This is a genomic window from Xanthomonas sp. CFBP 7698, assembly GCF_003600855.1.
Lineage (GTDB): Bacteria > Pseudomonadota > Gammaproteobacteria > Xanthomonadales > Xanthomonadaceae > Xanthomonas > Xanthomonas cannabis.
Window position 1 is genome coordinate 476,169 of the sequence record NZ_PRDN01000001.1, and the last position, 25,992, is coordinate 502,160.

The 25,992-nt window shown below is 66.6% G+C and carries 25 protein-coding genes; 9 read left to right on the forward strand and 16 right to left on the reverse strand.

Annotated elements, in window-relative coordinates; translation table 11 throughout:
• Positions 1 to 14: 14 nt before the first annotated feature.
• Entirely contained in the window at positions 15 to 860 is an 846-nt protein-coding gene (locus tag XnspCFBP7698_RS21260) for a hypothetical protein (RefSeq protein ID WP_147423578.1), read from the reverse strand.
• A gap of 36 nt (positions 861 to 896) precedes the next feature.
• Positions 897 to 1,172, reverse strand: a complete 276-nt coding sequence (locus tag XnspCFBP7698_RS21265) for a hypothetical protein (RefSeq protein WP_146093168.1) — start codon at positions 1,170 to 1,172, stop codon at positions 897 to 899.
• A gap of 467 nt (positions 1,173 to 1,639) precedes the next feature.
• On the opposite strand from XnspCFBP7698_RS21265, the gene eat reads away from it, so the two are divergent.
• The 3 genes from eat to eutC are packed head-to-tail and all read left to right on the forward strand — an operon-like array spanning position 1,640 to position 5,228.
• Entirely contained in the window at positions 1,640 to 3,004 is a 1,365-nt protein-coding gene (eat, locus tag XnspCFBP7698_RS02055; RefSeq protein WP_104579652.1) for an ethanolamine permease, read from the forward strand.
• The gene (locus tag XnspCFBP7698_RS02060; protein WP_104579651.1) at positions 3,001 to 4,413 is read left to right on the forward strand and encodes an ethanolamine ammonia-lyase subunit EutB; all 1,413 of its coding nucleotides are present in this window, start codon (positions 3,001 to 3,003) and stop codon (positions 4,411 to 4,413) included. The genes eat and XnspCFBP7698_RS02060 overlap by 4 nt, the downstream gene beginning before the upstream one ends.
• On the forward strand, positions 4,410 to 5,228 hold the full coding sequence (gene eutC / locus XnspCFBP7698_RS02065; protein ID WP_104579650.1) for an ethanolamine ammonia-lyase subunit EutC: 819 nt from the start codon (positions 4,410 to 4,412) through the stop codon (positions 5,226 to 5,228). The genes XnspCFBP7698_RS02060 and eutC overlap by 4 nt, the downstream gene beginning before the upstream one ends.
• A 65-nt stretch (positions 5,229 to 5,293) precedes the next feature.
• Here eutC and XnspCFBP7698_RS02070 read toward each other — a convergent pair whose 3' ends face one another.
• From XnspCFBP7698_RS02070 to XnspCFBP7698_RS02080, 3 genes are all read right to left on the reverse strand, one after another.
• A complete protein-coding gene (locus XnspCFBP7698_RS02070; protein ID WP_104579649.1) occupies positions 5,294 to 5,584 on the reverse strand; it encodes a hypothetical protein in 291 nt (96 codons plus the stop codon).
• Positions 5,585 to 5,678: 94 nt separating this feature from the next.
• On the reverse strand, positions 5,679 to 6,560 hold the full coding sequence (locus XnspCFBP7698_RS02075; protein WP_104579648.1) for an MBL fold metallo-hydrolase: 882 nt from the start codon (positions 6,558 to 6,560) through the stop codon (positions 5,679 to 5,681).
• Between the two features lie 116 nt (positions 6,561 to 6,676).
• Positions 6,677 to 7,165, reverse strand: coding sequence for a pyridoxamine 5'-phosphate oxidase family protein (locus XnspCFBP7698_RS02080; protein WP_039407610.1), 489 nt, complete (start codon positions 7,163 to 7,165; stop codon positions 6,677 to 6,679).
• 409 nt (positions 7,166 to 7,574) lie between these two features.
• Here XnspCFBP7698_RS02080 and XnspCFBP7698_RS02085 point away from each other — a divergent pair, with 409 nt between their 5' ends.
• Together XnspCFBP7698_RS02085 and XnspCFBP7698_RS02090 are read left to right on the forward strand one after the other, a co-directional pair.
• Positions 7,575 to 8,714 (forward strand): putative acyl-CoA thioester hydrolase, encoded by a 1,140-nt coding sequence (locus XnspCFBP7698_RS02085; RefSeq protein ID WP_233548939.1) that lies wholly within the window; start codon positions 7,575 to 7,577, stop codon positions 8,712 to 8,714.
• A 385-nt stretch (positions 8,715 to 9,099) separates the two neighbouring features.
• On the forward strand, positions 9,100 to 10,767 hold the full coding sequence (locus tag XnspCFBP7698_RS02090; RefSeq protein WP_104579646.1) for a glycosyl hydrolase family 28 protein: 1,668 nt from the start codon (positions 9,100 to 9,102) through the stop codon (positions 10,765 to 10,767).
• A gap of 66 nt (positions 10,768 to 10,833) precedes the next feature.
• Here XnspCFBP7698_RS02090 and XnspCFBP7698_RS02095 read toward each other — a convergent pair whose 3' ends face one another.
• The 6 genes from XnspCFBP7698_RS02095 to efp form a co-directional block, all read right to left on the reverse strand.
• A complete protein-coding gene (locus XnspCFBP7698_RS02095) occupies positions 10,834 to 11,523 on the reverse strand; it encodes a phytoene/squalene synthase family protein (protein WP_123137238.1) in 690 nt (229 codons plus the stop codon).
• 28 nt (positions 11,524 to 11,551) lie between these two features.
• Positions 11,552 to 12,217 carry a phosphoglycolate phosphatase gene (locus tag XnspCFBP7698_RS02100; RefSeq protein ID WP_104579644.1) on the reverse strand — a complete coding sequence of 222 codons (666 nt, stop codon included), beginning with the start codon at positions 12,215 to 12,217 and terminating at the stop codon, positions 11,552 to 11,554.
• Positions 12,218 to 12,329: 112 nt separating this feature from the next.
• Positions 12,330 to 13,049 (reverse strand): bifunctional 2-polyprenyl-6-hydroxyphenol methylase/3-demethylubiquinol 3-O-methyltransferase UbiG, encoded by a 720-nt coding sequence (ubiG, locus tag XnspCFBP7698_RS02105; protein WP_039407691.1) that lies wholly within the window; start codon positions 13,047 to 13,049, stop codon positions 12,330 to 12,332.
• A 29-nt stretch (positions 13,050 to 13,078) separates the two neighbouring features.
• Positions 13,079 to 14,416 (reverse strand): TRZ/ATZ family hydrolase, encoded by a 1,338-nt coding sequence (locus tag XnspCFBP7698_RS02110; protein WP_047697848.1) that lies wholly within the window; start codon positions 14,414 to 14,416, stop codon positions 13,079 to 13,081.
• Between the two features lie 18 nt (positions 14,417 to 14,434).
• Complete coding sequence (locus XnspCFBP7698_RS02115; protein WP_233548906.1) at positions 14,435 to 15,283, reverse strand: hypothetical protein; 849 nt, start codon at positions 15,281 to 15,283, stop codon at positions 14,435 to 14,437.
• 4 nt (positions 15,284 to 15,287) lie between these two features.
• Positions 15,288 to 15,854 carry an elongation factor P gene (gene efp, locus XnspCFBP7698_RS02120; RefSeq protein ID WP_039407624.1) on the reverse strand — a complete coding sequence of 189 codons (567 nt, stop codon included), beginning with the start codon at positions 15,852 to 15,854 and terminating at the stop codon, positions 15,288 to 15,290.
• A 101-nt stretch (positions 15,855 to 15,955) separates the two neighbouring features.
• On the opposite strand from efp, the gene epmB reads away from it, so the two are divergent.
• On the forward strand, positions 15,956 to 16,984 hold the full coding sequence (gene epmB, locus XnspCFBP7698_RS02125; protein WP_104579643.1) for an EF-P beta-lysylation protein EpmB: 1,029 nt from the start codon (positions 15,956 to 15,958) through the stop codon (positions 16,982 to 16,984).
• Between the two features lie 138 nt (positions 16,985 to 17,122).
• On the opposite strand, the gene XnspCFBP7698_RS02130 is transcribed toward epmB, so the two are convergent.
• The 3 genes from XnspCFBP7698_RS02130 to XnspCFBP7698_RS02140 are packed head-to-tail and all read right to left on the reverse strand — an operon-like array spanning position 17,123 to position 20,982.
• Entirely contained in the window at positions 17,123 to 19,240 is a 2,118-nt protein-coding gene (locus XnspCFBP7698_RS02130) for an EAL domain-containing protein (RefSeq protein WP_104579642.1), read from the reverse strand.
• A complete protein-coding gene (locus tag XnspCFBP7698_RS02135; protein WP_166744430.1) occupies positions 19,237 to 20,166 on the reverse strand; it encodes a phosphate/phosphite/phosphonate ABC transporter substrate-binding protein in 930 nt (309 codons plus the stop codon). The genes XnspCFBP7698_RS02130 and XnspCFBP7698_RS02135 overlap by 4 nt, the downstream gene beginning before the upstream one ends.
• Before the next feature lie 51 nt (positions 20,167 to 20,217).
• Positions 20,218 to 20,982, reverse strand: coding sequence for an RNA methyltransferase (locus XnspCFBP7698_RS02140; protein ID WP_104579641.1), 765 nt, complete (start codon positions 20,980 to 20,982; stop codon positions 20,218 to 20,220).
• Between the two features lie 116 nt (positions 20,983 to 21,098).
• Between XnspCFBP7698_RS02140 and XnspCFBP7698_RS02145 the strand changes: the two genes are divergently transcribed.
• Positions 21,099 to 21,932: an inositol monophosphatase family protein gene (locus XnspCFBP7698_RS02145; protein WP_005913068.1), complete on the forward strand. Its 834-nt coding sequence runs from the start codon at positions 21,099 to 21,101 to the stop codon at positions 21,930 to 21,932.
• A 159-nt stretch (positions 21,933 to 22,091) separates the two neighbouring features.
• On the opposite strand, the gene XnspCFBP7698_RS02150 is transcribed toward XnspCFBP7698_RS02145, so the two are convergent.
• Positions 22,092 to 22,703 (reverse strand): superoxide dismutase, encoded by a 612-nt coding sequence (locus tag XnspCFBP7698_RS02150; protein WP_039407641.1) that lies wholly within the window; start codon positions 22,701 to 22,703, stop codon positions 22,092 to 22,094.
• A gap of 260 nt (positions 22,704 to 22,963) precedes the next feature.
• Between XnspCFBP7698_RS02150 and XnspCFBP7698_RS02155 the strand changes: the two genes are divergently transcribed.
• On the forward strand, positions 22,964 to 23,404 hold the full coding sequence (locus XnspCFBP7698_RS02155) for a ribonuclease (RefSeq protein ID WP_104579640.1): 441 nt from the start codon (positions 22,964 to 22,966) through the stop codon (positions 23,402 to 23,404).
• Positions 23,401 to 23,826 carry a barstar family protein gene (locus tag XnspCFBP7698_RS02160; protein ID WP_039407647.1) on the forward strand — a complete coding sequence of 142 codons (426 nt, stop codon included), beginning with the start codon at positions 23,401 to 23,403 and terminating at the stop codon, positions 23,824 to 23,826. The genes XnspCFBP7698_RS02155 and XnspCFBP7698_RS02160 overlap by 4 nt, the downstream gene beginning before the upstream one ends.
• Before the next feature lie 177 nt (positions 23,827 to 24,003).
• Here the strand turns inward: XnspCFBP7698_RS02160 and XnspCFBP7698_RS02165 are convergent, their stop codons facing one another.
• Positions 24,004 to 25,893 (reverse strand): ATP-binding cassette domain-containing protein, encoded by a 1,890-nt coding sequence (locus XnspCFBP7698_RS02165; RefSeq protein WP_104579639.1) that lies wholly within the window; start codon positions 25,891 to 25,893, stop codon positions 24,004 to 24,006.
• Positions 25,894 to 25,992: the final 99 nt, after the last annotated feature.

Below are 25,992 nucleotides of genomic sequence, written 5' to 3' on the forward strand. Positions count from 1 at the left end.
GCGCGGCGTCAAGATCACTGCGGCGCGGTTCGACGTGCGGATCGATCCATTGCTGGTGCTCGAACGCGGCAAATAACGTGCGGGCTATCTAGGGGCGTCACGCTCTCAGGCGCGCGGCGGCGCGGTTGCTGTCGCGCGGCGTCGAGATCACCGCGGCGCGGTTCGACGTGCGGATCGATCCATTGCTGGTGCTCGAACGCGGCAAATAACGTGCGGGCTATCTGAGGCGGCACGCTCTCCGGCGCGCGGCGGCGCGGTTGCTGTCGCGCGGCGTCAAGATCACTGCGGCGCGGTTCGACGTGCGGATCGATCCATTGCTGGTGCTCGAACGCGGCAAATAACGTGCGGGCTATCTGAGGCGGCACGCTCTCCGGCGCGCGGCGGCGCGGTTGCTGTCGCGCGGCGTCAAGATCACTGCGGCGCGGTTCGACGTGCGGATCGATCCATTGCTGGTGCTCGAACGCGGCAAATAACGTGCGGGCTATCTGAGGCGGCACGCTCTCCGGCGCGCGGCGGCGCGGTTGCTGTCGCGCGGCGTCAAGATCACTGCGGCGCGGTTCGACGTGCGGATCGATCCATTGCTGGTGCTCGAACGCGGCAAATAACGTGCGGGCTATCCGAGGCGTCACGCTTTCCGGCGCGCGGCGGCGCGGTTGCTCTCGCGCGGCGTCGAGATCGCCGCGGCGCGGTTCGACGTGCGGATCGATCCGTTGCTGGTGCTCGAACGCGGCAAATAACGTGCGGGCTATCTGAGGCGTCACGCTCTCCGGCGCGCGGCGGCGCGGTTGCTGTCGCGCGGCGTCGAGATCACTGCGGCGCGGTTCGACGTGCGGATCGATCCATTGCTGGTGCCCGAACACGGTAAATAACGTGCGGGCTATCCGAGGCGTCACGCTCTACGGCGCGCGGCGGCGCGGTTGCCGTCGCGCAGCGTCGACATCACAGCGGCGCGGTTCGACGTGCGGATCGATCCATTGCTGGTGCTCGAACGCGGCAAATAACTGGCGGGCTATCCGAGGCGTCACGTTCTTCGGCGCGCGGCGGCGCGGTTGCTGTCGCGCGGCGTCAAGATCACCGCGGCGCGGTTCGACGTGCGGATCGATCCATTGCTGCTGCGCATGCGGCGTGCCACCAATCAGGCGTCTCAGGCAATGCCCGGCGTGAGACCGCACTTGCCTTCTCCCCCCGGGAGAAGGTGGCGCGCAGCGCCGGATGAGGGTGCGGCAGCGTCAGGTATCTTGCGGTACGCGCTTCCTCAAAGCCCCTGCGCAACGGCCGGCAGCGGGCCTGGAGCCGGGACTTGCCTGAGGGCACATCTGCAGCGGTAATGCCGGCTGCCGCAATCGCCCATGGCAGCGATGCAGAGACGATGCTCCTGTACTCAACCCGCTTCCAAGCACAGACCTGTCTGCGGAAAGCGCGTCCGTAGAGCGTATGTCATCCACGCGCACGCGCGTCTCGCCGCTTCCCGCCACCTTGGCTTGGCAGACCTACCCGCTGCGCATGTGTCCGCCAGCAGGCTTTGCGGTATAACCGGGAGGCCGCCGAGCGTCGGCTGATTGCAGCGCCAGCTCAGCCCGCGACGGTCCATCCGCGCCACTGGCGGACGTGCCTGGTCTCCCCTCCCCGACTGCAGGAGATGTGCGACATGCGCAACGAGCAACTCAAGCCCACCCTCGGCACCTGGCAGTTATGGGGTATTGCGGTGGGCCTGGTGATCTCCGGCGAGTATTTCGGCTGGAGTTACGGCTGGGGTACTGCAGGGACATTGGGGTTCCTGGTCACCACGTTGCTGGTCGCGGTGATGTACACCTGCTTCATCTTCAGCTTCACCGAACTGACCACTGCCATCCCGAACGCGGGCGGCCCGTTCGCCTACAGCCTGCGTGCGTTCGGCACCTATGGCGGCATGCTCGCAGGCCTGGCCACCCTGATCGAATTCGTGTTTGCGCCGCCCGCCATTGCGATGGCCATCGGGGCGTACCTGAACGTGCAGTTCCCCACGCTCGACCCGCGCATCGCGGCGATCGGCGCGTACGGGATCTTCATGAGCTTGAACATCGTCGGCGTGGCGATTGCGGCCACCTTCGAGTTGATCGTGACCTTGCTGGCGGTGATCGAGCTGCTGGTCTTCATGGGCGTGGTGGCGCCGGGTTTCAGCGTGGCGCGCTTTACGGCCAATGGCTGGGCCGGCAGCGACGTGTTCGGGCCGGCGGCGATCTCCGGCATCTTTGCGGCGATTCCGTTTGCGATCTGGTTCTTCCTGGCGATCGAAGGCGCCGCCATGGCGGCCGAGGAAGCCAAGGACCCCAGGCGCACCATTCCGCGCGCCTACATCGCCGGCATCCTCACCCTGGTGGCGCTGGCGCTGGGCGTGATGGTGTTTGCCGGCGGCGTGGGCGACTGGCGTCAGCTGTCCAACATCAACGATCCGCTGCCGCAGGCGATGAAGGCAGTGGTGGGCAACAGTTCCACCTGGCTGCACATGCTGGTGTGGATCGGCCTGTTCGGCCTGGTCGCCAGCTTCCACGGCATCATCCTGGGCTATTCGCGACAATTCTTCGCCCTGGCACGCGCCGGCTTCCTGCCGCACGGGCTAGCGAAACTGTCGCGCTTCCGCACGCCACATCGCGCGATCCTGGCCGGCGGCGTCATCGGCATTGCGGCCATCTGCAGCGACGGCGTCGTCAAGATCCAGGGCATGTCGCTGACCGCGGCCATGATCACCATGTCGGTGTTCGGTGCAATCGTGATGTATGTCATGAGCATGCTCAGCCTGTTCACACTGCGCCGTCGCGAACCGGGGCTGGAGCGCAGCTTCCGGGCTCCGGGCTATCCGGTGGTACCGGCGGTCGCGCTGGCGCTGGCGGTGGTGTGCCTGGTGGCGATGGTGTGGTTCAACCCGATCGTGGCGGTGATCTTCGTCGGCCTGCTGCTGCTCGGCGCAGCCTGTTGCGTGCTGAGTCTGCGTCGCCAGGGCGCCACTGCGGCCGGCAGCACATGAGCGGCTTCGCCTTCACTGCCGGTGGCGAGCGTTTCCGGTTTGCCGATCTCAAGCAGTTGCTGGCCAAGGCCACGCCGGCCCGCTCGGGCGATCAGCTGGCCGGGCTGGCGGCCGACTCCGGGCTGCAACGGGCGGCAGCGCAGATGGCGCTGGCAGATCTGCCGCTGCGCCATTTCCTGCAGGAAGCGGTGGTGCCCTATGACAGCGACGAAGTCACCCGGCTGATCGTCGACCAGCACGATGCGACGGCGTTTGCCGCGGTGGCGCATCTCACCGTCGGCGGCTTTCGCGACTGGTTGCTGAGCCCGCAGGCCGACGAAGCCACATTGGCGGCGCTGGCACCGGGGCTGACGCCGGAAATGGTGGCTGCGGTGTCCAAGCTGATGCGGGTGCAGGATCTGATCCTGGTGGCGCAGAAGACACGTGTGGTCACGCGCTTTCGCAACACCCTGGGCCTGCGTGGCCGGCTGTCGACGCGGCTGCAGCCCAACCACCCCACCGACGATGCCACCGGCATTGCCGCCAGCATGCTCGACGGCCTGCTGTACGGCAACGGCGATGCAGTGATCGGCATCAACCCGGCCAGCGACAGTCTGGCGGCAACCACCGCGTTGCTGCGCATGCTCGATGCGGTGATCACCGGCTATCAGATTCCCACCCAATCGTGCGTGCTTGCGCATATCACCACCACCATCGACGCCATCAACCGCGGCGTGCCGGTGGATCTGGTGTTCCAGTCCATCGCAGGCACCGAAGCGGCCAATGCCAGCTTCGGCATCAATCTGGCGCTCTTGCAGGAAGGCTACGAGGCCGGCCTGTCGCTGCGCCGGGGCAGCGTCGGCGACAACGTGATGTATTTCGAGACGGGCCAGGGCAGCGCCTTGTCGGCCAACGCGCACCACGGCGTGGACCAACAGACCTGCGAGGTGCGCGCGTATGCGGTGGCGCGGCAGTTCAAGCCGCTGCTGGTCAACACCGTGGTCGGCTTCATCGGCCCGGAGTATCTGTATGACGGCAAGCAGATCATCCGCGCCGGGCTGGAGGATCATTTCTGCGGCAAATTGCTCGGCGTGCCGATGGGCTGCGACATCTGCTACACCAATCACGCCGAAGCCGATCAGGACGACATGGACATGTTGCTCACCCTGCTCGGCACGGCCGGCATCAACTTCATCATGGGCATCCCCGGCTCGGACGATGTGATGCTCAACTACCAGACCACCTCGTTCCACGATGCGCTGTATGCGCGCCAGGTGCTTAGCCTGCGCGCCGCGCCCGAGTTCGAGCAGTGGCTGGAGCAACACGGCATCCTACGGTTGCACGACGATGGGCGGTTTGAACTGGGCAGCGAGGTCCCGGCACCGTTTCGTCGTGCGCTCTCGCAGCTGCCGTCCGGCACCCCATCGTGAGCAACCCGGCCATACCGCCGCGCGATGCATGGGCACGGTTACGCCAATTGACCCCGGCGCGCATTGCGCTGGGACGGGTCGGCACCAGCCTGCCAACTGCTGCCCACCTGGAGTTCCAACTGGCGCATGCCCAGGCACGGGATGCGGTGCACCTGGTATTCGACCCGGCTGCGTTGCAGGCAGCCCTGCGGCAACGAGGGCGCGACAGCATCCTGTTGCAGAGCGCGGCAGCAGACCGCCATACCTATCTGCAGCGCCCGGACCTGGGCCGCTGCCTGGCCGACACTGCGGCGACCCAGCTACGTGGACAGACCGCCGTGCACGGCGGCGGCCACGATGTGGCGGTGGTGGTCGCCGACGGCCTGTCTGCGCTCGCGGTACACCGGCATGCCGTGCCGATGGTGGAACACATCGACGCATTGGCAGTGCAGCAAGGCTGGACAGTGGCGCCAGTGGCGCTGGTCGCACAGGGGCGCGTGGCGGTGGGCGATGAAGTGGGCGAACTGCTCAAGGCGCGCGCCGTCATCGTGTTGATCGGCGAACGTCCCGGGCTCAGCTCGCCCGACAGCCTGGGGCTCTATCTCACCTACGCGCCGCGCGTCGGCCTGACCGATGCCGCGCGCAACTGCATTTCCAATATTCGTGCAGAAGGCCTGAGCTATGCCGACGCGACGCACAAGCTGGCGTACCTGCTGCGCGAGGCTTTCCGGCGCAGGCTCTCCGGCGTGCAGCTCAAGGACGAAGCCGAGCAGCCGGCCCTGCTCTCCGACGGACCGGCGGACGCGGCGCCACGCAACTTCCTGCTGCCCGACTGACCTGCACCGGTCGCCGACGCACGCCTGCACGCACGCATGCACGCATGCACGCACCACCGAGGAGCCTACTTCAGCGCGCCATCCTGCGGATTGCTGGCTGCATAGGTGCTGGTCCGCAATTCGTTGTCGTGCGGGTGGCGCAGCGCCTGACGTACATCGTCCGGAAGTTGCTCCACATCCAGCATCACCTTGCCCGAGTGCACATCGCGCACCACCGATGCCGGCAGCACGAAGTCGCCACCGTTTTCGATATTGATCACCAGTTCCGCGCCGTCGTTGCGGATATCGCGCACCGCGCCAACGCCGACTTCACCGTCGCGCAGGAACACCATCTGGCCGATTTCGATCTGCTGCATTGTCCGTCTCCGTCTGAGGCATCGCGACACCCTGCGCAACGCCATGAGCGACGATCATGGCGCTGCGCGGTGTCTGGGGGCGGTGAAGCGCAGATCAGTGCGGCGTCGGCGCGTGCAGCAAGGCGCCTGCCGGCAGGCGTGCCGGCTGCCCGGCGACGCGCTCGAACTCGGTGATGTCGTGCGAGCAGAACAGCTCGACCTCCCCGCCGTGGTGCTGACGCAGGTGACGCAAACGTTGCTGGTTGCCCAGCCGCGCGGCGCGATCCTTTTCCAGCATCCACTGATACAGGCGCAACCCCGGCGTGCAGTACGGTTGCTGCGCATCCATCTCGCGATGGAAGAAATACGCATCGCCTGCCAGCAGCAACCAGCGTTCGGTGCTGCGCACGGCAATGGCCGCATGCCCCAGCGTGTGGCCCGGCAGCGGCAGCATCAGGATCTCCGGCGGCAGGCCGTGCAGGTCGCGCACGCAGTCCAGGCCCATCCAGCGTTCGCCGGCAAGCGCGTCATAGCCACGCCATTGACCACGTGTGGACCACTGCTGCGGCCGGAAGCGTTGCCGATCCATCCAGGTGCGCTGCGCAAATGCCGCGTCACGCTCGCTCGCCATCAGATGCACACGCGCATGCGGGAAGTCATCCAGCCCGCCGGCATGATCGAAATCCAGATGGGTCAGGATGATGTGCCGCACATCGCGCGGGTCCAGGCCCAGGCGTTGAATCTGCCGAATGGCCGTCATTTCCTCGCGTAGCTCCGGCCTGACCAGGGCCAGGAAGAAACCGCTCAGACGTGCGCGTGGCTCGGCCACATCGCGCAACCCGAAGCCGGTGTCGATCAGCACCAGCCCGGCGCTGGTTTCCACCAGCAGACAGTGGCAACACAGGTGACCTCGATTCAATACACCAGGCGTGCGAGCGTCCATCAGATGTCCGCCCAGCGGACACGTGGAAATGCAGTTCAGGTGATGCACGCGCATCGGCGCGCTCCGCTTGGCGGGCCAGCGTTGCAGTGCTGGCGTCGCACCCCGGTGACCATTCGTGCCACCGGAGTGCGCATGCACACGCGACCTTGACGGCCGCGTGCGCGAGGAGCTCAGCGCAGCGGAACGTCCGCGACCTTGTCCTGGTAATCCTTCTTCGGGTCGACGCCAAACAAGACCTTGATCCCGGCAAGCAGGCTGGAGCCGTTGAGCCAGATCTGTGCGTGGTCCGCGTCCAGGCGCAGCAGCGCCAATTTCGGGTCGTCCTTTCCGCCTTCGTACCATGCGGCCACGTGCGGGTTCCACAAGCGCTCGACCACGGCAGGATCGGTGTCCTCGCGCAGCGAACCGCTGATGCTGGCGAACAGGTCATGCCCCTTGCTGCTGAAAGCGCCGATGACGCGACGACCCTGCCCCAGCATCGCGATCAATGCATTGTCCTTGGAGGTGAAGAACCAGATCGGGCCGCCGCTGTCGCCTTCGATCTGCGCGGTCATCGGACGCGCATGGCCGTCTTCGACGCCATCCAGGCCCAGCATCACGGTGCGGTCGGACTTCAAGGCCTTCCAGAATTTGTCCTGCAGTTCTTTGGGATCTGCCATTTCGATTCCTGACGTACGCGTTTGCACGCGGGCCGCTGAGTCTGGAAGGGCGCATGCCCACGGCATGTGAGGACGCGGCGCTGCACCATGCATCCGGCAATGCCGGCCCACGCAGCATCGCCTGGTGAGCGCGCCGGGACCTGGTCCCGTTGCAAACCGTGATCACCCCGCACATCTCGTACATTGCTTCGCACCGTCGGTCATCCACAAGCGAGCCCGGCAGTACCATCGCCCTGCCCCGCGTGCGGCGACTGACGTGAGTTCGAGTGGATGGCCGCTGCGACGTGGCGGCCATCCACTAGAACTGCCGGCATCTGCCGGCATTTCACAGGTATGCACGCATCCCTTCCCAAGCGAGCACCTCACCATGTCCGTCCCGTCCTTGCGCACGACCTGCATCGCCGCTGCATTGCTGACGCTTGTCAGCGTCGATGCATCAGCACTCACCGGCACCGCCACGCGGCCGCAGCTCACCCGCAGCGAAGCCAGCACCTATACGATCACCCAGGCACTGGCCAAGACCGGGCCAATCACCGCACCGGTCACCGACAACTGGAATCCCACCGCCGGCGTGGCGCTGCTCACTGCCGACTACGCCGTGGCCGCGGACGGCTCCACCAATTACCGCAGCGTGCAATCGGCGATCGATGCAGCGGTGACCGCCGGTGGCACCACGCGCCGCTACATCAGCATCAAGGCGGGCACCTACACCGAGCTGGTCTGCGTGCCGGCCAACGCGCCGCCGTTGACGCTGTTCGGGCTGGGCGCGTCCGCAGGCGACACCGTCATTCGCTTCAACAACGCCAACCCCACGCCCAAGCCGGCGGGCACCGCCAGCCACGCCTGCGCCAGCAATGCGGCGGCGACCACGGTCGGCACGTCCAACAGCGCCACGGTGACGGTGCGCGCCGCCGACTTCCAGGCGCGCCATCTGCGCATTGAAAACAGCTACATCGAAGGTACCTTCGCAGACGTAAACCAGTCGGCGGTCGCACTGGCCGTGCGCGGCGACAAGGCAAGTTTCGAAGATGTAGTGGTACAGGGCAATCAGGACACCTTGCTGATCAGCGCGACCAACGCAGCCAACGTGAATCGCGCGTATTTCAAGAACAGTACGATCGATGGAGATGTCGACTTCATCTTCGGCTCGGGCATCGGCGTGTTCGACAGCTCGAACATCCGCTCCGTAGGTTCGCGTCTGGGCGCCACCCGAGGCGGTTACATCTTCGCACCCAGTACGCGGCCAGGTAGCACATACGGCTTCCTGGTGATCAACAGCAAGTTCGTTGCATTGTCCGGCTCGCCCGACAACCAGACCTACCTGGGCCGTGCCTGGGACGAAGGTGTCAGCGGCCTGAGCGCGTATGTCAACGGCACCTCGCCCAACGGCCAAGTCACGGTGCGCGATTCCACCCTGGGCAGCCACATCCGCAAGGCGGCGCCGTGGAATGCATCCACGGCCAACCGTCCGTTCTGCAGCAGCGGCTGTGCCAACTCCGCAAACCGTTTCTATGAGTACGGCAACAGCGGTGCAGGCGCCGCCGACTGAGCTGTCTGCAACAGCGTCCTGGACGACGCGCGTGGCTTTCAAGGGCGCGATGACGCCCGGCACTGCAACCAGCGCCTGTTGGCCTGGCGCGCGACGCGCCAGGCCAACAGGCCCTCTGGTCTTGTTGCTGCCGTGCCGTTGAGTGCGGTGCGCCACGGAATTGCAGCAATGCATTGCTGGCTTCGGCAAGACGGTGCTGAGTTCGCCCCGCCGACGCCGGGCAGCGGGGCAAGGCGCCACGCTGGCGCCCGCACCTGACCGATCGGCACTACGGCATCAAACCGCCGCCCGTGCAACTGCATGCAACCACGCCACTGTCATGACCGCAGGTGGCTGCCGTGCACAAATCGGGCAGGCGCGTCCTGTCCTCCCCGGAGCACTCCCAATGCCTAGCCCCACCTCTCTCACCCGCGCGCCACTGACCGTGGCATTGATTGGCCTGATCAGCCTCCACGCCGGCGCCGCACCACCGCATGCGCAGGCGGATGCCGATAGCGCGCACAGCATCTCCACCAGCTGGGGCGTGATCCGGCAGCCGACGCTGCCGACACAGATCTGCAGCACGCTCAAGGCGGCCCTGGTGCCGGTTGCCGGTTCACTGGATGCGATCGACCAGGATCCGGCGCGCTCCAAGCGCGATACCGCGCGCCTGCAGGCCGCCATCGACGATTGCCCGGCGGGCAGCGCGGTGCATCTGGTCCCCGGCGATGCCGGCGAGTCTGGCCTGTTGACCGGCCCGCTCACCATCAAGAGCGGCGTCACGTTGTGGATCGACCGCAACGTCACCGTGTTCGCCTCGCGTAATCCGCAGGACTACGACAATGGCTTAGGCAACTGCGGTACCGCCACCACCGACAAGGCCAAGTCGTGCAATCCGCTGATCCATTTTTCCGACACCGCCAACAGCGCCATCGTCGGCGCCGGCAAGATCGACGGCCGCGGCGGGAGCACGCTCACCGCCGGGCCCAACGCTGGCAAGGCCAGCTGGTGGGATCTTGCCTATCTCAACGTCACCAAGGGCTTGAGCCAGCACGTGCCGCGCCTGATGCAGATCGACAACAGCACCGACGTGACGCTGTACGACATCACCCTGGAAAACTCGCCCAACTTCCACGTCATCAGCGACAACGTGGTGGGGCTGACTGCATGGGGCATCAAGATCCTGGCGCCCAGCCTGGTGTATTCGCGCCCCGGGTATCGCTGCCCGGCCGGCAGCACGCCGGACGTCAATCCGCATGCGACCTGTTTTACCCCGGAAACCGCCAAGAATACCGACGGATTCGACCCCGGCCAGTCGAAGAACGTGCTGCTGGCCTATTCGTACATCGGCACCGGCGATGATGGCGTGGCCATCAAGGCAGGGGCCAAGGCCACGCGCGTCATCGCCTCGGAGAACATGCTGTTCGCCTACAACCAGTTCTATTTCACGCATGGCTTTTCGCTGGGCAGCGAAACCGACGCCGGCATGCGCCACATCGCCGTGCGCGGCTTGAGCATCGATGGCTTCAACGCCAACGACGTCGCACGCGACCCGTATTCGGCCAATGGCCTGCGCATCAAGTCAGACGCCTCGCGTGGCGGGCAGGTCTCCGACATCAGTTTCGACACCATCTGCATGCGCGGCGTCGCGCGTCCGCTGGTGTTCGATGCCAACTACGCCAACGCGGCCGTGCACGGCAAGATCCCTCAGTTCAGCGGCATTTCGCTGCGCAATGTGCATTCGCTGGGTTCAACGACCCTCGGCGCCGGCGAACTGAGTTTTTACGGGTATCGCGATGCCAGCACCACGCGGCCGATCACCCTGTCGCTGGACAATGTCGTGCTCGATGGCGGCAAGGTCAGCTTTGCGCAGCCCCACTTCGGCGGACCGGCCAGCAATCCGGGTGCGGTGCATTTCAGCTTCAACGGCGGCCCGGTGAGCTTCTATGACCAGCTCACGGCCTCGGTGCAGGACGATGTGCAGCTGCAGGGCACGCCCGGCCCGGGCAAGCCGCTGGACTGCAGCAATGCCTTCATTGCGTATCACACCGTGCTGCCCGATTCGCCGATCTGATCGCGGCCACGCGTGCGCCCTGAAGCCCGGTGGCTGCATTCCAGCAGGATGCAGCCAGCGGGCGTTTCACGCCGAGCCGCTGGCCGCCCGCCAGCTATGCCACAGCTGCTGGACCGGCGGCGGATAGGCCGCCTTGCCGGCCAGTTCGCGCTGCAGGCGCAGCCGTGCCAGCCGCGACCACACCCGGTGCGGTCGCGCCAAGGCTGGCTTGCGCGGCCACGCACGCAGCAACTGCGTGCGCCATGCCACCGTGATCACGCCACCAGGTGCTGCGCTATCGCCGGCCACGCGCTGGCGTGCGTCCAGCCATTGCACCGCCACCGCCGTGGCATCGCCCGGCTGTGCACGCGCAAACAGCACCGCTTCCACCGCAACCACTGCGTGGGCGAAGTCACGCAGCTGCTCCAGTGCCTGCTGCAACGATGCGGGCTGCACACGCGCGGCCTGCATTGCCGGCAAGGTGTCGGCCAGTTGCGCCCACGGCGCACGCACCGGCTCCAGCACGCGCCCCAAGGGGTGACGCGAGCGCTGGCTGGACCAGTCGCGCAGCTCCTGCTGCCACCAGGCCAGCTTGGCATCGGCCGGCAACGGGTCGCCGGCGATGTTCATGATGTCCTCCCATTCCTGCAGCAACGCAAACCAGGCAGCGCTCAGGCGCCGCTGCGGTTCGGGAACGAAAGGCTCGGCAACCGACCACTCCGGCCAGCGGGTGCGCCACTTGTCGAGAAAACTGTCGAGAGCACTGGATTGGCTCATGGCTGGTCCGAAAAAAAGCGAAAGAAGATCAGGTCTGCGGCCATGTCGCCGGGTCCCACAACTGCTGCGGATGCTCCACCAGCACATCGGCCTGCCAGCGCGATGGCGCATCGTCGTGCAAACGATAGCCCCACAACACCGCCACCGACGGCATGCCGGCCGCGCGCGCTGCAACGATGTCGCGTTCGTCATCGCCAACATAGACGCACTGCGCAGGCGCCACAGCGATGCGTTCGGCGGCGGTCAGCAGCGGCAACGGATGCGGCTTGCGCTCGGGCAGGCTGTCGCCACCGATCAACACGGCGCAGCGCTGCTGCCACCCAAGTTGCGGCAGGATCAGACGCGCAAGGTATTCGGGCTTGTTGGTCACCACGCCCCAGCTGCAGCCGGCATCGTCCAGCTGCGACAGCAGCGCCTCGATACCATCGAACAGCTGCGACTGCGTGCCGATCAAGCCTTCATAACGCTGCAGGAATTCCGGCACCAGGGCCGTGCGCGCATCGGCATCGAGCTCGGCAAACGCCACGCCCAGCATGGCACGCGCCCCTTTGGACACCACCGGACGCAACTGCTCCAACGCCAGCGGCGCACGGGCGCGTGCCGCCAGCATCGCGTTGACGGTCGCCAGCATGTCCGGCGCGCTGTCCAGCAAGGTGCCATCCAGATCGAACAACACCGCGCGCGGAAGGCTCACAGGACCACCGCCATCACGCGGCGATCTGCAACCGGACCTGCGCCGGGATCCATCAAGCCCCCTGCCGACCGCCGTTGCGACTTCCGACTCCCAACTCGCGACTGCCTGCCCGTCACGGCTTTACCGCATACGCCAGGTAATTGACCTCGGTGCGCGAAGACAACCGCGCGCGGTTGCGCCACGGTTCGTAGAGCATGCCGCTGACGTCGTCCAGCTGCAGCTCGGCATTGCGCAACCAGGCCGCCAGCTCTGCCGGCTTGATGAAATCCTTGTAGTGATGGGTGCCCTTGGGCAGCAGCCGCGCGATGTATTCGGCGCCCACCACGGCCAGCGCGAACGCGGCCGGGGTGCGATTGAGCGTGGACAGGAACAGCTTGCCGCCCGGCTTGAGCAGGCTGGCGCAGGCGCGGATGATCGCGGTCGGGTCCGGCACGTGTTCGAGCATTTCCATGCAGGTCACCGCATCGAAACTGCCTGGCTGTTCGGCCGCCAGGTCTTCCACCGACTGCACGCGATAGTCCACCTGCACGCCCGATTCCAGGCTATGCAGGCGCGCCACCTTGACCAGCTCCGGCGCCAGATCGATCGCGGTGACCTGCGCGCCCAGGCGTGCCATCGACTCGCTGAGCAGGCCGCCGCCGCACCCCACATCGAGCACGCGCGCGCCGGCCAGCTGCTGGCGTGCGGACACGTACTGCAGACGCACCGGGTTGAGCGCATGCAGCGGCTTCTGCGGGCCGTCTGCGTCCCACCAGCGGTTGGCCAGTGCGGCAAACTTGTCCAGTTCGGCCTGATGGAAGTTGGTGGAGCTGGAGTGGGTCGTGGGATTCATGCGGAACTCCGGGATGCGATGACGCGCGCTCAGGCGCGGACGGTGCGGATGCGGTCGCGCCATTGCCGCGCGTTGGCGACGAGGGCCGCGGTATCCATGTCGATCAGCTCGCGCTGCACCAGCTTGGGCTTGCCGGCGATCCACACATCGGTGACCTGATGCCGGCCGGCCGCGTAGATCAGCTGCGACAACACATGATGCAGCGGCTGGGTTTCCAGTGCGGCAAGATCCACGCAGACCAGGTCGGCCTGCTTGCCGACTTCGATCGAGCCGATCCTGTCGCCGAAGCCCAACGCACGCGCACCGCCCAGCGTGGCCGCGCGCAGCGTGGTCGCCGCGTCCAGGGCGGTGGCATCGTTGGCCACCGCCTTGGCGAGGATGGCGGCGGTTCGATTCTCGCTGAACATGTCCAGGTCGTTGTTGCTGGCGCAGCCGTCGGTGCCGATGGCCAGGTTCACGCCTGCACGCTGCAGCGCGCAGGCCGGGCAAAATCCCGAAGCCAGCTTGAGGTTGGATTCCGGGCAATGCACCACACTGACGCCGCGCTCGGCGCACAGGTGGATTTCGGCATCGGTGAGCTGGGTCATGTGCACGGCGATCAGGCGGTCGTTGACCAGGCCAAGCCGGTCCAGGCGCGCCAGCGGGCGCTGCCCGTACTGCGTGATCGAGTCGGCCACTTCCTGCGCGGTTTCATGCGTATGCAGATGCACCGGCATGTCCAGCTGGTCGGCCAGCATGCGCACGCGTTCGAAATTGGCATCGTTCACCGTGTACGGCGCATGCGGCGCGAACGCGGTGCTGATCAACGGATCGTCGCGCCACTGGTCGTGCAACTCGCCGGCACGCGCGAAATACTCATCGTCCGACGACGCCCACGCGGTGGGGAAATCGATGATCACCGCACCGACCAGTGCGCGGAACCCGTGCTGCTTGTAGACCGCTGCCTGCACATCGGCAAAGAAGTAGTTTTCGTTGACGCAGGTGGTGCCGCCGCGCAGCATCTCGGCGATCGCCAGCGTGGTGCCGTCGGCGACGAACTCCGGCCCGATCACCGCCGCTTCCACCGGCCAGATGTGCTGCTGCAGCCACACCATCAACGGCAGGTCGTCGGCGACGCCGCGCAGCAGCGTCATCGGGTTGTGCGTATGCGCGTTGACCAGGCCCGGCATCAGCGCCGCGTCCGGGCGCGACACGGTCTGGGCCGGCGCAAAGCGCGCGCGTGCCTGCGCAGTCGGCAGGATCGCCACGATCACGCCGCCGCGCACGGCCACGGCATGATCTTCGAGGACCACCGCATGCGGTTCGATCGGCACCACGTAGCCGGCTTCGATCAGCAGGTCGCACGGTTCTGGGGGAGCATTGGTCATGAGCGGATCCATAGAAGGTTAGTTGCCGAACGGCCAGCTGGCATTGCCGCCGGAGGTCGCCACATAGCGTGTTCCGTCGTAGCGCAACAGCTGCCGTGCGCGACGCGTGCGTTCGGCATCGGGGCCGCCGCCGGTCACGCTCTCAAGGGTGCGGATGTTTGCGGTCAGGACGATGTCCGCATAGCCGGCGTGTGACTGCGGTGCCATCGCCAGGGCCAGCTCGGCACTTTCGGTAATCACCCCGCCCTGCCCCGGACTGCAGGGTTCGCCCTTGACGCGCTGCCAGAGCGACAGATCGCGTTGCAGCACCGGGCGCAGCGTGCGTCCGTCGCGGACCAGCAGGGTCAGTGCATCCTCGCTGCTGAAATCCGGGCAACTGGGCCCACGCGCGACGCTGTGCACGACCACGCCGATCGCGCGCGTCCCGGGCGCCACGTCGTAGCGCGCGGTATCCAGACGCAGGCTGTCGGCATCGAGCTCGAAGGCGGCGTCTTCGCCCAGGGCCTGCGTATAGCCGGCCAGCACCTTGCCGCTGGCGGCGTCCAGCAGGGCAACGCGCAATTGCAGTTCACGCTCGCCTGGCGCGGCGGCATCGGCGGCAAACGCGATGGCCGCCAGCCGGATCGTCGCATCGTAGGGCCAGAGCTTGCAGGTCTGCGCCACCACGCGATCGTCTGGCGCCGTAGCGACGGCGCCGTCGAATACGTCGGCCTGCGCCACCGCTGCAATGCTGCGTGCATCGCAGGTTGCGGCGGCCGCGTGGGCAAGCGCCGGGCAGGCGGCCAGCGCGGCGCACAGCACGCCGCCCACGACCCACGGGACACCGGCATCGCGTCGCGCTCGCTCCAGCCAGTGTCCGGCGCGCATGCGGTTACTTGACGCGCGCGGAGTATTCGCCCGAGCGGGTGTCGACCTTGATCACTTCGTCCTGGTTGACGAACAGCGGCACGCGCACCACGGCACCGGTTTCCAGCGTGGCCGGCTTGCCGCCGCCGCCGGAGGTATCGCCACGCACGCCCGGGTCGGTCTCGGTGATCTTGAGTTCGACGAAGTTCGGCGGCTGGACCCAGATCGGCGCGCCGTTCCACAGCGTCACGATGCAGTCTTCCTCGCCCTTGAGCCACTTCTCGGCGCCGCCCATGCCGGCCTTGTCCGCCTGCACCTGCTCGAAGGATTCCGGGTCCATGAAGTGCCAGTACTCGCCATCGCTGTACAGGTAGCGCATGTCGGTGTCGACCACGTCGGCCACTTCCACGTCGTCGGTCGCCTTCATGGTCATTTCGACCACGCGCCCGGACTTGATGAAGCGGTACTTCATGCGGGTGAAGGCCTGGCCCTTGCCCGGCTTGACGTACTCGGTCTCGGTGATGACCGCCGGTTCGTTATTGACCAGGATCTTCATGCCGTTCTTGACATCGTTCATGCCAACAGTGGCCATGGTGCAGCTCCTCGATAAGACCACGACCCGCCACTCTGGGGCGGGTCGGATTAGAATGGGGCGCCCGCCATCACCGGCGGGCATTGGTTTTGTGACCGCACATGATAACCGCAGCCCCCCTCGCCTTGCAGCCGTCCCCGCTCCCCATCCTGCAGCCGCCGCGCTGGCAACAGCAGTGGCGCGACGCCGTGCGCGACCCACGCGCCCTGCTGGCGCTGCTGGGCCTGGAGGCACAGGCCGCCGGCATCAGCGATGAAGCGGCGGCGCAGTTCCCGCTGCGGGTGCCGCACGCGTTCGTGGCCCGGATGCGGCCTGGCGACCTCAACGACCCGCTGCTGCGCCAGGTGCTGCCGCTGGACGCGGAGATGCAGCCGGTTCCCGGCTTCGGCCTGGATGCGGTCGGCGATGCGGCTGCAAAAACCGCCGCCGGGGTGATCCAGAAATACCGCGGCCGCGCCTTGCTGATCGCCACCGGCAGTTGCGCGGTGCACTGTCGCTACTGCTTCCGTCGCCACTTCCCGTATGCAGACGAAACCGCCGCCCGCGACGGCTGGCGCGCGGCCGTTGCCGCGATCGCGGCCGACCCGGGCATCGACGAAGTACTGCTCTCCGGTGGCGACCCGCTGTCGCTGGCCACGCCCAAGCTGGTCGAACTGACCGACGCCCTGGCCGCGATCCCGCACCTCAAGCGCCTGCGCATCCACAGCCGCCTGCCGGTGGTGCTGCCCGAACGCGTGGATGCAGCGCTGCTGGCCTGGCTGCGCAGCCTGCCGTGGCCGGTGGCGTTCGTGATCCATGCCAACCATGCCAACGAGTTCGACGCCGCGGTGGACGCTGCCGTGCATGCCTTGCGCGGCGCTGGCACGCAGGTGCTCAATCAGGCCGTGCTGCTGCGCGGGGTCAACGACAGCGTGGACGCGCTGGCCGCCCTGAGCGAGCGCAGCTTTGCGGCCGGTGTGCTGCCGTACTACCTGCACCAGCTCGACCGCGTGGCCGGCGTGGCGCATTTCGAAGTCGACGACACCCGCGCACGCGCCCTGCATGCGGCACTGGCCACGCGCCTGTCCGGCTACCTGGTCCCGCGCTTGGTGCGAGAAATCCCCGGCGACACCGGCAAGCGCCCGCTGTAACCGTCACCGCCATCGGCGCTCACGTGCACTGTAGGAGCGCCCTTGGGCGCGATGCAGCCTTACCGGTAGTGCTCCATCGCGCCCGAGGGCGCTCCTACGCACAGCGGTGCGGCACGTTAAAGCGACGTATGCACGCACTCACCCCGCCGCGATCAGCTTGACCATGTCCGCCGGGCTCAGCGGACGGCTGAACCAGTAGCCCTGCCCCAGGTCGCAGCCGCGCTCGCGCAGCAGGTTGAACTGCGCTTCCTGCTCGATGCCTTCGGCCACCACGGTGATCCCCAGCGAATGGGCCATGTTGATGATCGCGGTGGTCAGCGCCAGATCGTCCGGGTCGCGCTGCAGGTCGGCGATGAAACTCTTGTCGATCTTGACCCCGTCCACCGGCACCTGGCGCAGGTGGCTCAGGCCGGAGAAACCGGTACCGAAATCGTCCAGCCACACTTTCACGCCGGTGCGGTGCAGCTGGTCGAGCAGGCTGGCCGCCATCATCTCGTCGCCGATCACCGCGGTCTCGGTGAGCTCCAGATGCAATCGGGCAGCCGGCAACCCGGACTCGGCCAGGCACTCGGCCACGGTGTCGATCAGCGCACCGCTGCGCAACTGCCGCGGCGAGACGTTGACCGAAATGAACAGCCCATCGCCCATCATCGGCCACTGCGCCGCCTCCAGGCAGGCCGCACGCAGGACCTTGGGACCGATCACCTCGATCAACCCGCTCTGCTCGGCGATGTCGATGAAGGTGGACGGCGCGATCGTGCCCAGCGCCGGATGCTGCCAGCGCAGCAGCACCTCCACGCCCACCAGCACGCGGTCGCTGGTGCGGTAGATCGGCTGATAGACCAGGCGCAGCTCGTCGCGCTCCCACGCACCGCGCAACTCGTGCTCCATATGCACGCGGCGTTCGACCGCATGGTCGGCGGCACGGCTGTAGAACCGGTGGCAATTCTTGCCGGCGACCTTGGCCTGGTACATCGCAATGTCGCCGTTCTTGAGCAGCGCGGTGGCATCGTTGGCATCGTCGGGGAACAGCGTGATGCCGATCGAGGTGCCCAGGAACACTTCGCGCCCCTGCACGTTCAACGGGCGGCTCAATTCGTGCACCAGGCGGTCCGCCAGCTGCGCGGCCAGCAAGCTGACATCGCCGCTCTGCAGCAGGATCACGAACTCGTCGCCGCCAAAGCGCGCCAGAATCGCGTCGTCGCCCCCCAGCGCGCAGACCGCGCGACTGATGCGGCTGGCGAACTGCAGCAAGGCTTCGTCGCCGGCCTCGTGGCCCAGGGTGTCGTTGACGCGCTTGAAGTCATCGATATCGGCAAACAGCAAGGCCAGCTTGCTGTCGGTGCTGCGCGCGGTATTGAGCAGATGGTCCAGCCCCTCGCGGAAACCCAGCCGGTTGGTCAGCCCGGTCAGCGCGTCGGTGTAGGCCATGTGGCGCACCTCGCGATCGTGCCGGGCAATGCTCTCGCTCATGCGGCCGAACGCAGAGATCAGCTCGCCGATCTCGTCGTTGCGCGGGTGCGGCGGCAGCTGCACGGCATAGTCGCCGCGCTCGATCTGCCGCGCCGCCGCCGCCAGCAGCCGCACCGGCGCCACCAGCGTGCGCTGCACGTAGATCGCCAGCAGCACGCCCAACCCCACCAGCGCAGCCAGCAGCACCAGCAGCCAACCCAGATCGCGCTTGCCGATTGCATTGAGGTTTTCGACCAGGGTCAGGTTGGCGCCGGACTCGATCCTGCGCACACGCTCGCGCGACATGCCCACGCGCACCCCGCCGATGCGCTGGTCGCCGATCTTGATCGGTACCGTGACCTCCAGCACCTCGGGCGAGGACTGCAGCAGCATCGCCCGTGCGCTGACCGCCTTGGCCGCCAGCGGGTCGGTCATGGTCTGGCCGTAGCGCTGCAGGGTCGGCGTGCCGTCATGCACCAGCCGGCCGCGGCGGTCGAACACCAGCACGTAGCTGACCACCTGCTGGCGCGCGGCATTGCGCACCAGCGCGCCCACGGCGCCCAGGTCGGAGTAATACAGCGGGTTGGCCAGGCCGGAGGCCAGCTCGGTGGCCAGCGTCTCGCCACGGGTGCGCAGGCTGCGGTCGAACAGCTCATGCAGGATCTGCGCGCTCAAGCCCCGCACCTCGCGCTGCATGGCGCTCTGGCGTTGCAGCAGCGAGGCCAGGATCGCGCCGACCAGCAGCAGGGTCAGCGCCATGACCAACAGGAAACGTGCCTGCAACCCAAAGCGCACCTGACTCATTCCATCTCATCCCTGACGTGTTGCAGGCCCGCGCTCAATGCGTCCAGACGCCGGCGGCTCTGCCCATCCACAGGATGAAACGCGCTGGTGCCGAAGAACCGCTTGAGTGCCGGCCCGGCCTTCGGGTCGGAGGCGGCCTGTAATAGCACGATGCGCAGGCGGCGCTCCACCGCCGGGTCCATGCCGGTGCGCACCATCTCCACCGCGCGCGGCACCGGCGCACTGCGGTAGACGATGCGGAAGTCGCGCCGGAATACCGGGGGCAGATGCCGCTCGTCGTCCCAATCGAGATTGCTGAACGCCCCGGCATCGACCAGCCGCTTGTGCACGAACGCGGCGATGTTCAATTTCGAGCCGACCATCAGATAGCCGACCGAGCCCAGCACCTGGGTGTCGTCCGGCGACAGCAGCACATCGCAGGCAAGACCGTTGCGCCTCAGCTCCAGCATCGGCACCAGATATCCACTGGTGGACGAGGCGTTCTGCAAGGCCAGGGTGTGCCCACGCAGTTGCCCGAGCGACTGGATCGGGCTGTCGCGGCGCACGAAGAACACCGTGTGGAACTCGCGCACGCCGCCGCGCTCGGTCATCAGCAGCGGATGCGCGCTGCCGCGCCGCTCCAGCAACATTGCCGCACCGGTGGTCTCGCTGACCCAGTCGACCCGGCCGCGCCGCAGATAGCTGGACATCTGCCGCGCATCCGGTGCCATCAGGATCTCGCCGCGGCGGATGCCGACCTCGCGCATGCGCGGCACCACATAGTCCAGCAGCGGCTTGAGTTGATCGTAATGCGTGGCCGGATCATCGCTGATCCGCCCTAGCACCAGGACCGGGGAAGGCGCTGCTGCAGCGGTTACGGCCAAGCCTGCGCCGGCGATCAGCCAGCAGGCACTCAGACACCATCGTAGACCGCGCAAAACCGACACTCCCCTAGAGCCGCGGACAGCCTAGCCGAATCTTCAAAGATGTGACAGACGTCAGTTTCCGGCGCGCCTTGCCAACATGGCCATGCGCTGCGCGTCCGACAGGATGCCGCGGATCAGGCGCACCTCCTGCTCGGTCATCTCCGCACGCAGCAGCAGCCGTCGCAGCTTGCGCATCGCCGACTCCGGCGCACGCCCCTTGTGGAAGTCGATCTCGTCCAGCGTGTCGCCCAGCTGGCCGAACATGCCTTCCAGCTGCGCATGACTGGCCGGGCCGTCGCGCAGGCCGGCAGCGGCCGCAGCGACCGGTTCGGCCTCACCGGAGGCCAGCTGCGCCAACCGCACTTCGTAGGCCAGCACCTGCACCGCCGCGGCCAGATTGAGCGAACTGAACTGCGGGTCGGACGGGATATGCACGGCGGCATGGCAGAGCTGCAATTCGTCGTTGGTCAGGCCGGTACGCTCGCGGCCGAACACGAACGCCACTTCGGCCGGCTCGGCGGCCTTGGCCAGGGCGCGCTGCGCGCCTTCGTCGGGCAGCAGTTCTTCCAGCGCCACCCGGCGCGCACGCGCAGTGCAGCCGATGACCAGGGTGCAATCGGCCACTGCCTCGCCCAGGGTCGCGAAAATCGGCGCATCACCCAGCACGTCTTCAGCACCGGCCGAGCGCCGGTAGGCGTCTTCGTCGAGCGCACGTTCCGGCGCCACCAGCACCAGGCGCGTCACACCCATCGTTTTCATCGCACGTGCGGCGGCGCCGATGTTGCCTGGATGCTGGGTACCGACAAGAACAAAACGGATGCGCTGAGTGACGGACATGAACGGAGATTGGGGAGCGATTCGGTCGTAGATGGTAAACTGCGCGGCCGGCTTTGGCGCCGGACCGCTCTTTTACCTTCGTCATCGTCCATTCTGCCTTCACGGGAGCTTTAACCATGCAGAAACCCGCCGTCACCGTCATGGTCAAAGCCGCCCGCCTCGCCGGCAATGTGCTGTTGCGCGGTATCAACAAGCTCGATGCGCTCAACGTGGTGCAGAAAGGCCGCATGGACTACGCCAGCGAAGTCGATGCCGATGCCGAGAAGGTCATCATCAAGGAACTCAAGCGCGGCTACCCCGAGTACGCCGTGTTCGGCGAGGAAGGCGGCGTGCAGGGCGGCAAGAGTGGCCGCTACACCTGGGTGATCGACCCACTCGACGGCACCAGCAATTACCTGCGCGGCTTTCCGCATTACTGCGTGTCGATCGCGCTGGTGGAAAATGGCGAACCCACCGATGCGGTGATCTTCGACCCGCTGCGCAATGAGCTGTTCACTGCCAGCCGTGGCGCCGGCGCGGTGCTCAACGACCGCCGCATCCGCATCGCCGAGCGCAAGGATCTGGAAGGTGCCATGGTCCACACCGGCTTCCCGCCGCGCGAGCGTGCACGCGCCAGCGCGCAGCTCAAGTGCGTGGATGCGTTGCTGGTGCAGGCCGAAGACGTGCGCCGCACCGGTTCGGCGGCGCTGGACCTGGCCTATGTGGCCTGCGGCCGTGCCGATGCCTACTTCGAAGCCGGCGTCAAAGCCTGGGACATCGCGGCCGGCGTATTGCTGGTGCGCGAAGCCGGTGGCCGGGTCTGCGACTACAAGGGCGCCACCCCGCCACGCATGGACAACATGGGCCCGGAAACCCAGCAGATCGTCGCCGGCAACATCAAGATCAGCGACGCGCTGCAGAAGGTCATCGTCAACACCGGCTACGCCCGCGAGTTCGACGCCAAGTTCTGATCGCCGCCGCTTCGGTTGCGTTAGGAGCGCGCTTGCGCGCGATGGAGCTTTCCACGGGAATGCCCATCGCGACCGAGGTCGCTCCTACGACATAGACTGCACAACGAAGAAGGCCGGGATCGCTCCCGGCCTTCTTGCGTTACAGCGTCAGCTTAAGACTCAGGCGATCGCGGCGTGGTAGCGGCGCTCGACTTCGTCCCAGTTGACCGCGTTGTAGAACGCGCCGATGTATTCCGGGCGACGGTTCTGGTACTTCAGGTAGTACGCGTGTTCCCACACGTCCAGGCCCAGGATCGGGGTGTTGCCCTCGAACAGCGGGCTGTCCTGGTTGGCGGTGCTTTCCACCACCAGCTTTTTGTCCGGGGTCACGCTCAACCACGCCCAACCCGAGCCAAAGCGGCTGACGGCGGCCTTGGTGAAGGCTTCCTTGAACTTCTCGAAGCCACCGATGTCCTTGTCGATCGCCTTGGCGACCTCGCCCTTGGGCTCGCCGCCACCGTTGGGCGACAGCACGGTCCAGAACAGCGAGTGGTTGGCGTGGCCGCCACCGTTGTTGCGCACCGGGCCCTGCAGGTTTTCCGGCAGGCTCTTCAGCTTGGACACCAGTTCGTCGATCGGCAGGTCCGCATACTCGGTCCCTTCCAGCGCCGCATTGACGTTGTTGATGTAGGTCTGGTGATGCTTGGTGTGATGGATTTCCATCGTCTGCGCATCGATGTTCGGCTCCAGCGCGTCGTAGGCATAAGGCAACTGCGGAAGGGTGTAAGCCATGCGTGTCTCCTGGACTTGCCGCCCGGCGAAGGCCGGGCGTTGCGGGGTAGATGGTAAGGACGGCGGCGGCGCTTACCAAGGGTGCTGGCAGGGAAACTTCATCCCATCGCATGCCGCGCGGTGTTCGCTGCACACCTTGCACCATGCCCCGGTTACTTGCGCGTGAACCGTATAGGTGCCCGGCCGCGTTCAAAGTCGACACAGTCGCGCGGCGGCATACTTGCTCTGCCGCACACATTCCCGCTTTACGGATCATCTTCATGCGCAAACCCGCTTTGCTGATCGTCGCCATCGTGCTGCTCGTTGCCGGCTTGTGGGGCATGCGCACGCTGCAGACGCCCAAGCCGCAGTTTGCCCCGCAACTCAGCGCACCCATCGCCACCGCAGCGGTCGCACGCCAGGTGCCGCGCTTGCCCGCCTTCCTGCCCACCGAAGCGATGGGCACCATCGTGCTGATCCAGCGCGGCGGTCCATTTCCGTATCCGCAGGATGGCGCGGTGTTCGGCAACCGCGAACATCGCCTGCCGGAGCGCCCACGGGGCTATTACCGCGAGTACACCGTCGATACACCCGGCAGCGCCGACCGTGGTGCGCGCCGCATCGTCACCGGAGGCACGCCACCGCAGGCCTGGTACTACAGCGACGACCATTACCAGAGTTTCAAGGCGTTCCAGGGCCCGACACCGGAGCAGGCACCATGAGCGCAGGCGATTTCGCGCTGAACCTGTCCGACCCGCAGCAGTCGGGCGTGTATCAGGCCGACACCGACGACCTGGACACCATGGCCGCACTGGCCCGTGACGCGGGTCTGCGCATCCTGCGCGTGGACCTGGCCACCTGCAGCGACAAACGCATGCTGCTGATGCGCCTGGCGACCCAGCTGGATTTTCCCGCCAGCTTCGGCCGCAACTGGGATGCGCTGAGCGATGCCTTGCAGGACCTGGCATGGCTGCCGTCGCCACGCGGGTATGCGCTGTTGATCGATGGTGCGGACGCGCTGGCAAATGCCGCACCGAACGACCGCGACACGTTGCTGGATATCCTCGATGAAGCCGCCACGCGCTGGGCAGCGCGTGCACTGACCTTTACGGCGTTCGTCGCTCCGGCCAGCGCCTGCGGGTAGGCGCCTCGCCCGGGCAGGCGCGCTGATGACACCCGGAATCACGGGACATCACTACAGCCGATCAGCCGCGTCTCAGGCCGATCGCAATGGTCGCCCATTACGCGCCCCCATCACGCGGTGCGCCGATCACCGAGTACGTGGATCAGTACCGGCACGTCATGCGCGCCGGCACGCCGGTCAACTATCCAGCTCGCTCCAGCGCGCATAGGCCGCGTCCAGCTGCGCCTGCGCCTGGCTCAACGCGTCGGTGTGCGCGGTCATCGCCGCACTGTCGCGCTGATAGAACCCCGGGTCGTTCATCGCCTCGGTCAGCGCGGCAACCTGCTGCTCCAGCGTCTCGATCAGGGCCGGCAACTGCTCCAGCTCGCGCGTTTCCTTGTAGCCCAGCTTGCGCCTGGGTGCGGCATTCACCGGCGCCGCCGCAACCGGCGTGGCTGGCGCCGCGGTAGCAGACGCCTTGGCGACCGCCATCGCACTCGTCGCCGGCGTGCGCCGCTGCCGCAGCGAATCGCTGTAGCCACCGATGTAATCGCCGATCAGGCCATCGCCTTCCATCACCAATGTGGAGGTCACCACGTTGTCGAGGAAGTCACGGTCATGGCTGACCAGCAGCAAGGTGCCGCTGTAGTCGCCGAGCAATTCTTCCAGCAATTCGAGCGTTTCCACGTCCAGATCGTTGGTCGGTTCGTCCATCACCAGCAGGTTGGACGGCTGTGCGAACAGCCGCGCCAGCAGCAGGCGATTACGCTCGCCGCCGGACAGCCGCGTGATCGGCGCGCGTGCGCGTTCGGGGGTGAACAAAAAATCCTGCAGATAGGCATGCACATGCTTGCGCTTGCCGTTGATTTCCAGAAAATCGCGGCCTTCGGCCACGTTCTCGATCGCGCTCCAGTCTTCGCGCAGCGTCGAGCGGTATTGGTCGAAATAGGCGATCTGCAGGTTGGTACCGATGCGGATCTCGCCTTCCTGCGCCTGCAGATCGCCCAGCAACAGCTTGAGCAAGGTGGTCTTGCCGCTGCCGTTGGGGCCGATCAGGCCGATGCGGTCGCCGCGCTGGATGATGGTGGAAAAATCCTTGACCATGGTGCGCGCACCGAAGGCGAAGCCGACCTCCTTGGCCTCGATCACCTTCTTGCCGGACGACTCGCCCTGCGAGACTTCCATGCGCACATTGCCGGTGAGATCGCGGCGCTGCACGCGCTCGTTGCGCATCGATTCCAGGCGTCGCACACGGCCTTCGTCGCGGGTGCGACGCGCCTTGATGCCCTGGCGGATCCAGATCTCTTCCTGCGCCAGCAACTTGTCGAAGCGCGCATTTTCCTGCGCCTGTGCGTTGAGCCGCTCTTCGCGGCGCCGCTCGTAATTGGCCCAGTCACCCGGCCAGCTGGTGACCTGGCCGCGATCGATTTCGACGATGCGGGTGGCCAGCGCTCGCAGGAAGCGGCGGTCGTGGGTGACGAACAGCACGCTGCCGCTCCAGCCCTTCAGGAAGGTTTCCAGCCAATCGATGGCTTCGATATCCAGATGGTTGGTCGGCTCGTCCAGCAGCAGCACATCCGGCGAGGACACCAGCGAGCGCGCCAGCAGCACGCGCCGCTTCATGCCGCCGGACAGCCGCGCGAACTCCGCATCGCCATCCAGTTCCAGCTTGGTCAGCGTCTCGGTGACGCGCTGGTCCAGCGCCCAGCCGTCGGCTGCATCGATCTTGGCCTGCACCTTGCCGAAGGCGTCGGCGTCGAAGACCTCGGCATGACTGAGCTGGTGGAATTCAGCCAACCAATGGCCCAACTCGCCCAGACCGTCGGCCACCACGTCGAACACGCTGCCGCCGGTGCTCTGCGGCACCTCCTGCTCCAGCCGCGCGATGCGCACACCCTGCTGCACGCGCACTTCGCCGTCGTCGGGCTTGAGCTCGCCGGCAATCAGTTTCATCAAGGTCGATTTGCCGGCGCCGTTGCGGCCGATCAGGGCGATACGCTCGCCCGGCTCGATCGTGAGGTCGGTTTTTTCCAGCAACAAGGGGCCGCCGACGCTGTAGTCGACGCTTTGCAGAGTGATTAAAGGCATGCCGCGATTGTACGGGAATCGGGAATGGTGAATCGGGAATGGAAAGCGCCCTCGCCTTTGCGATTCCCGATTCCCCACTCCCGATTCCCGCTAAAATGC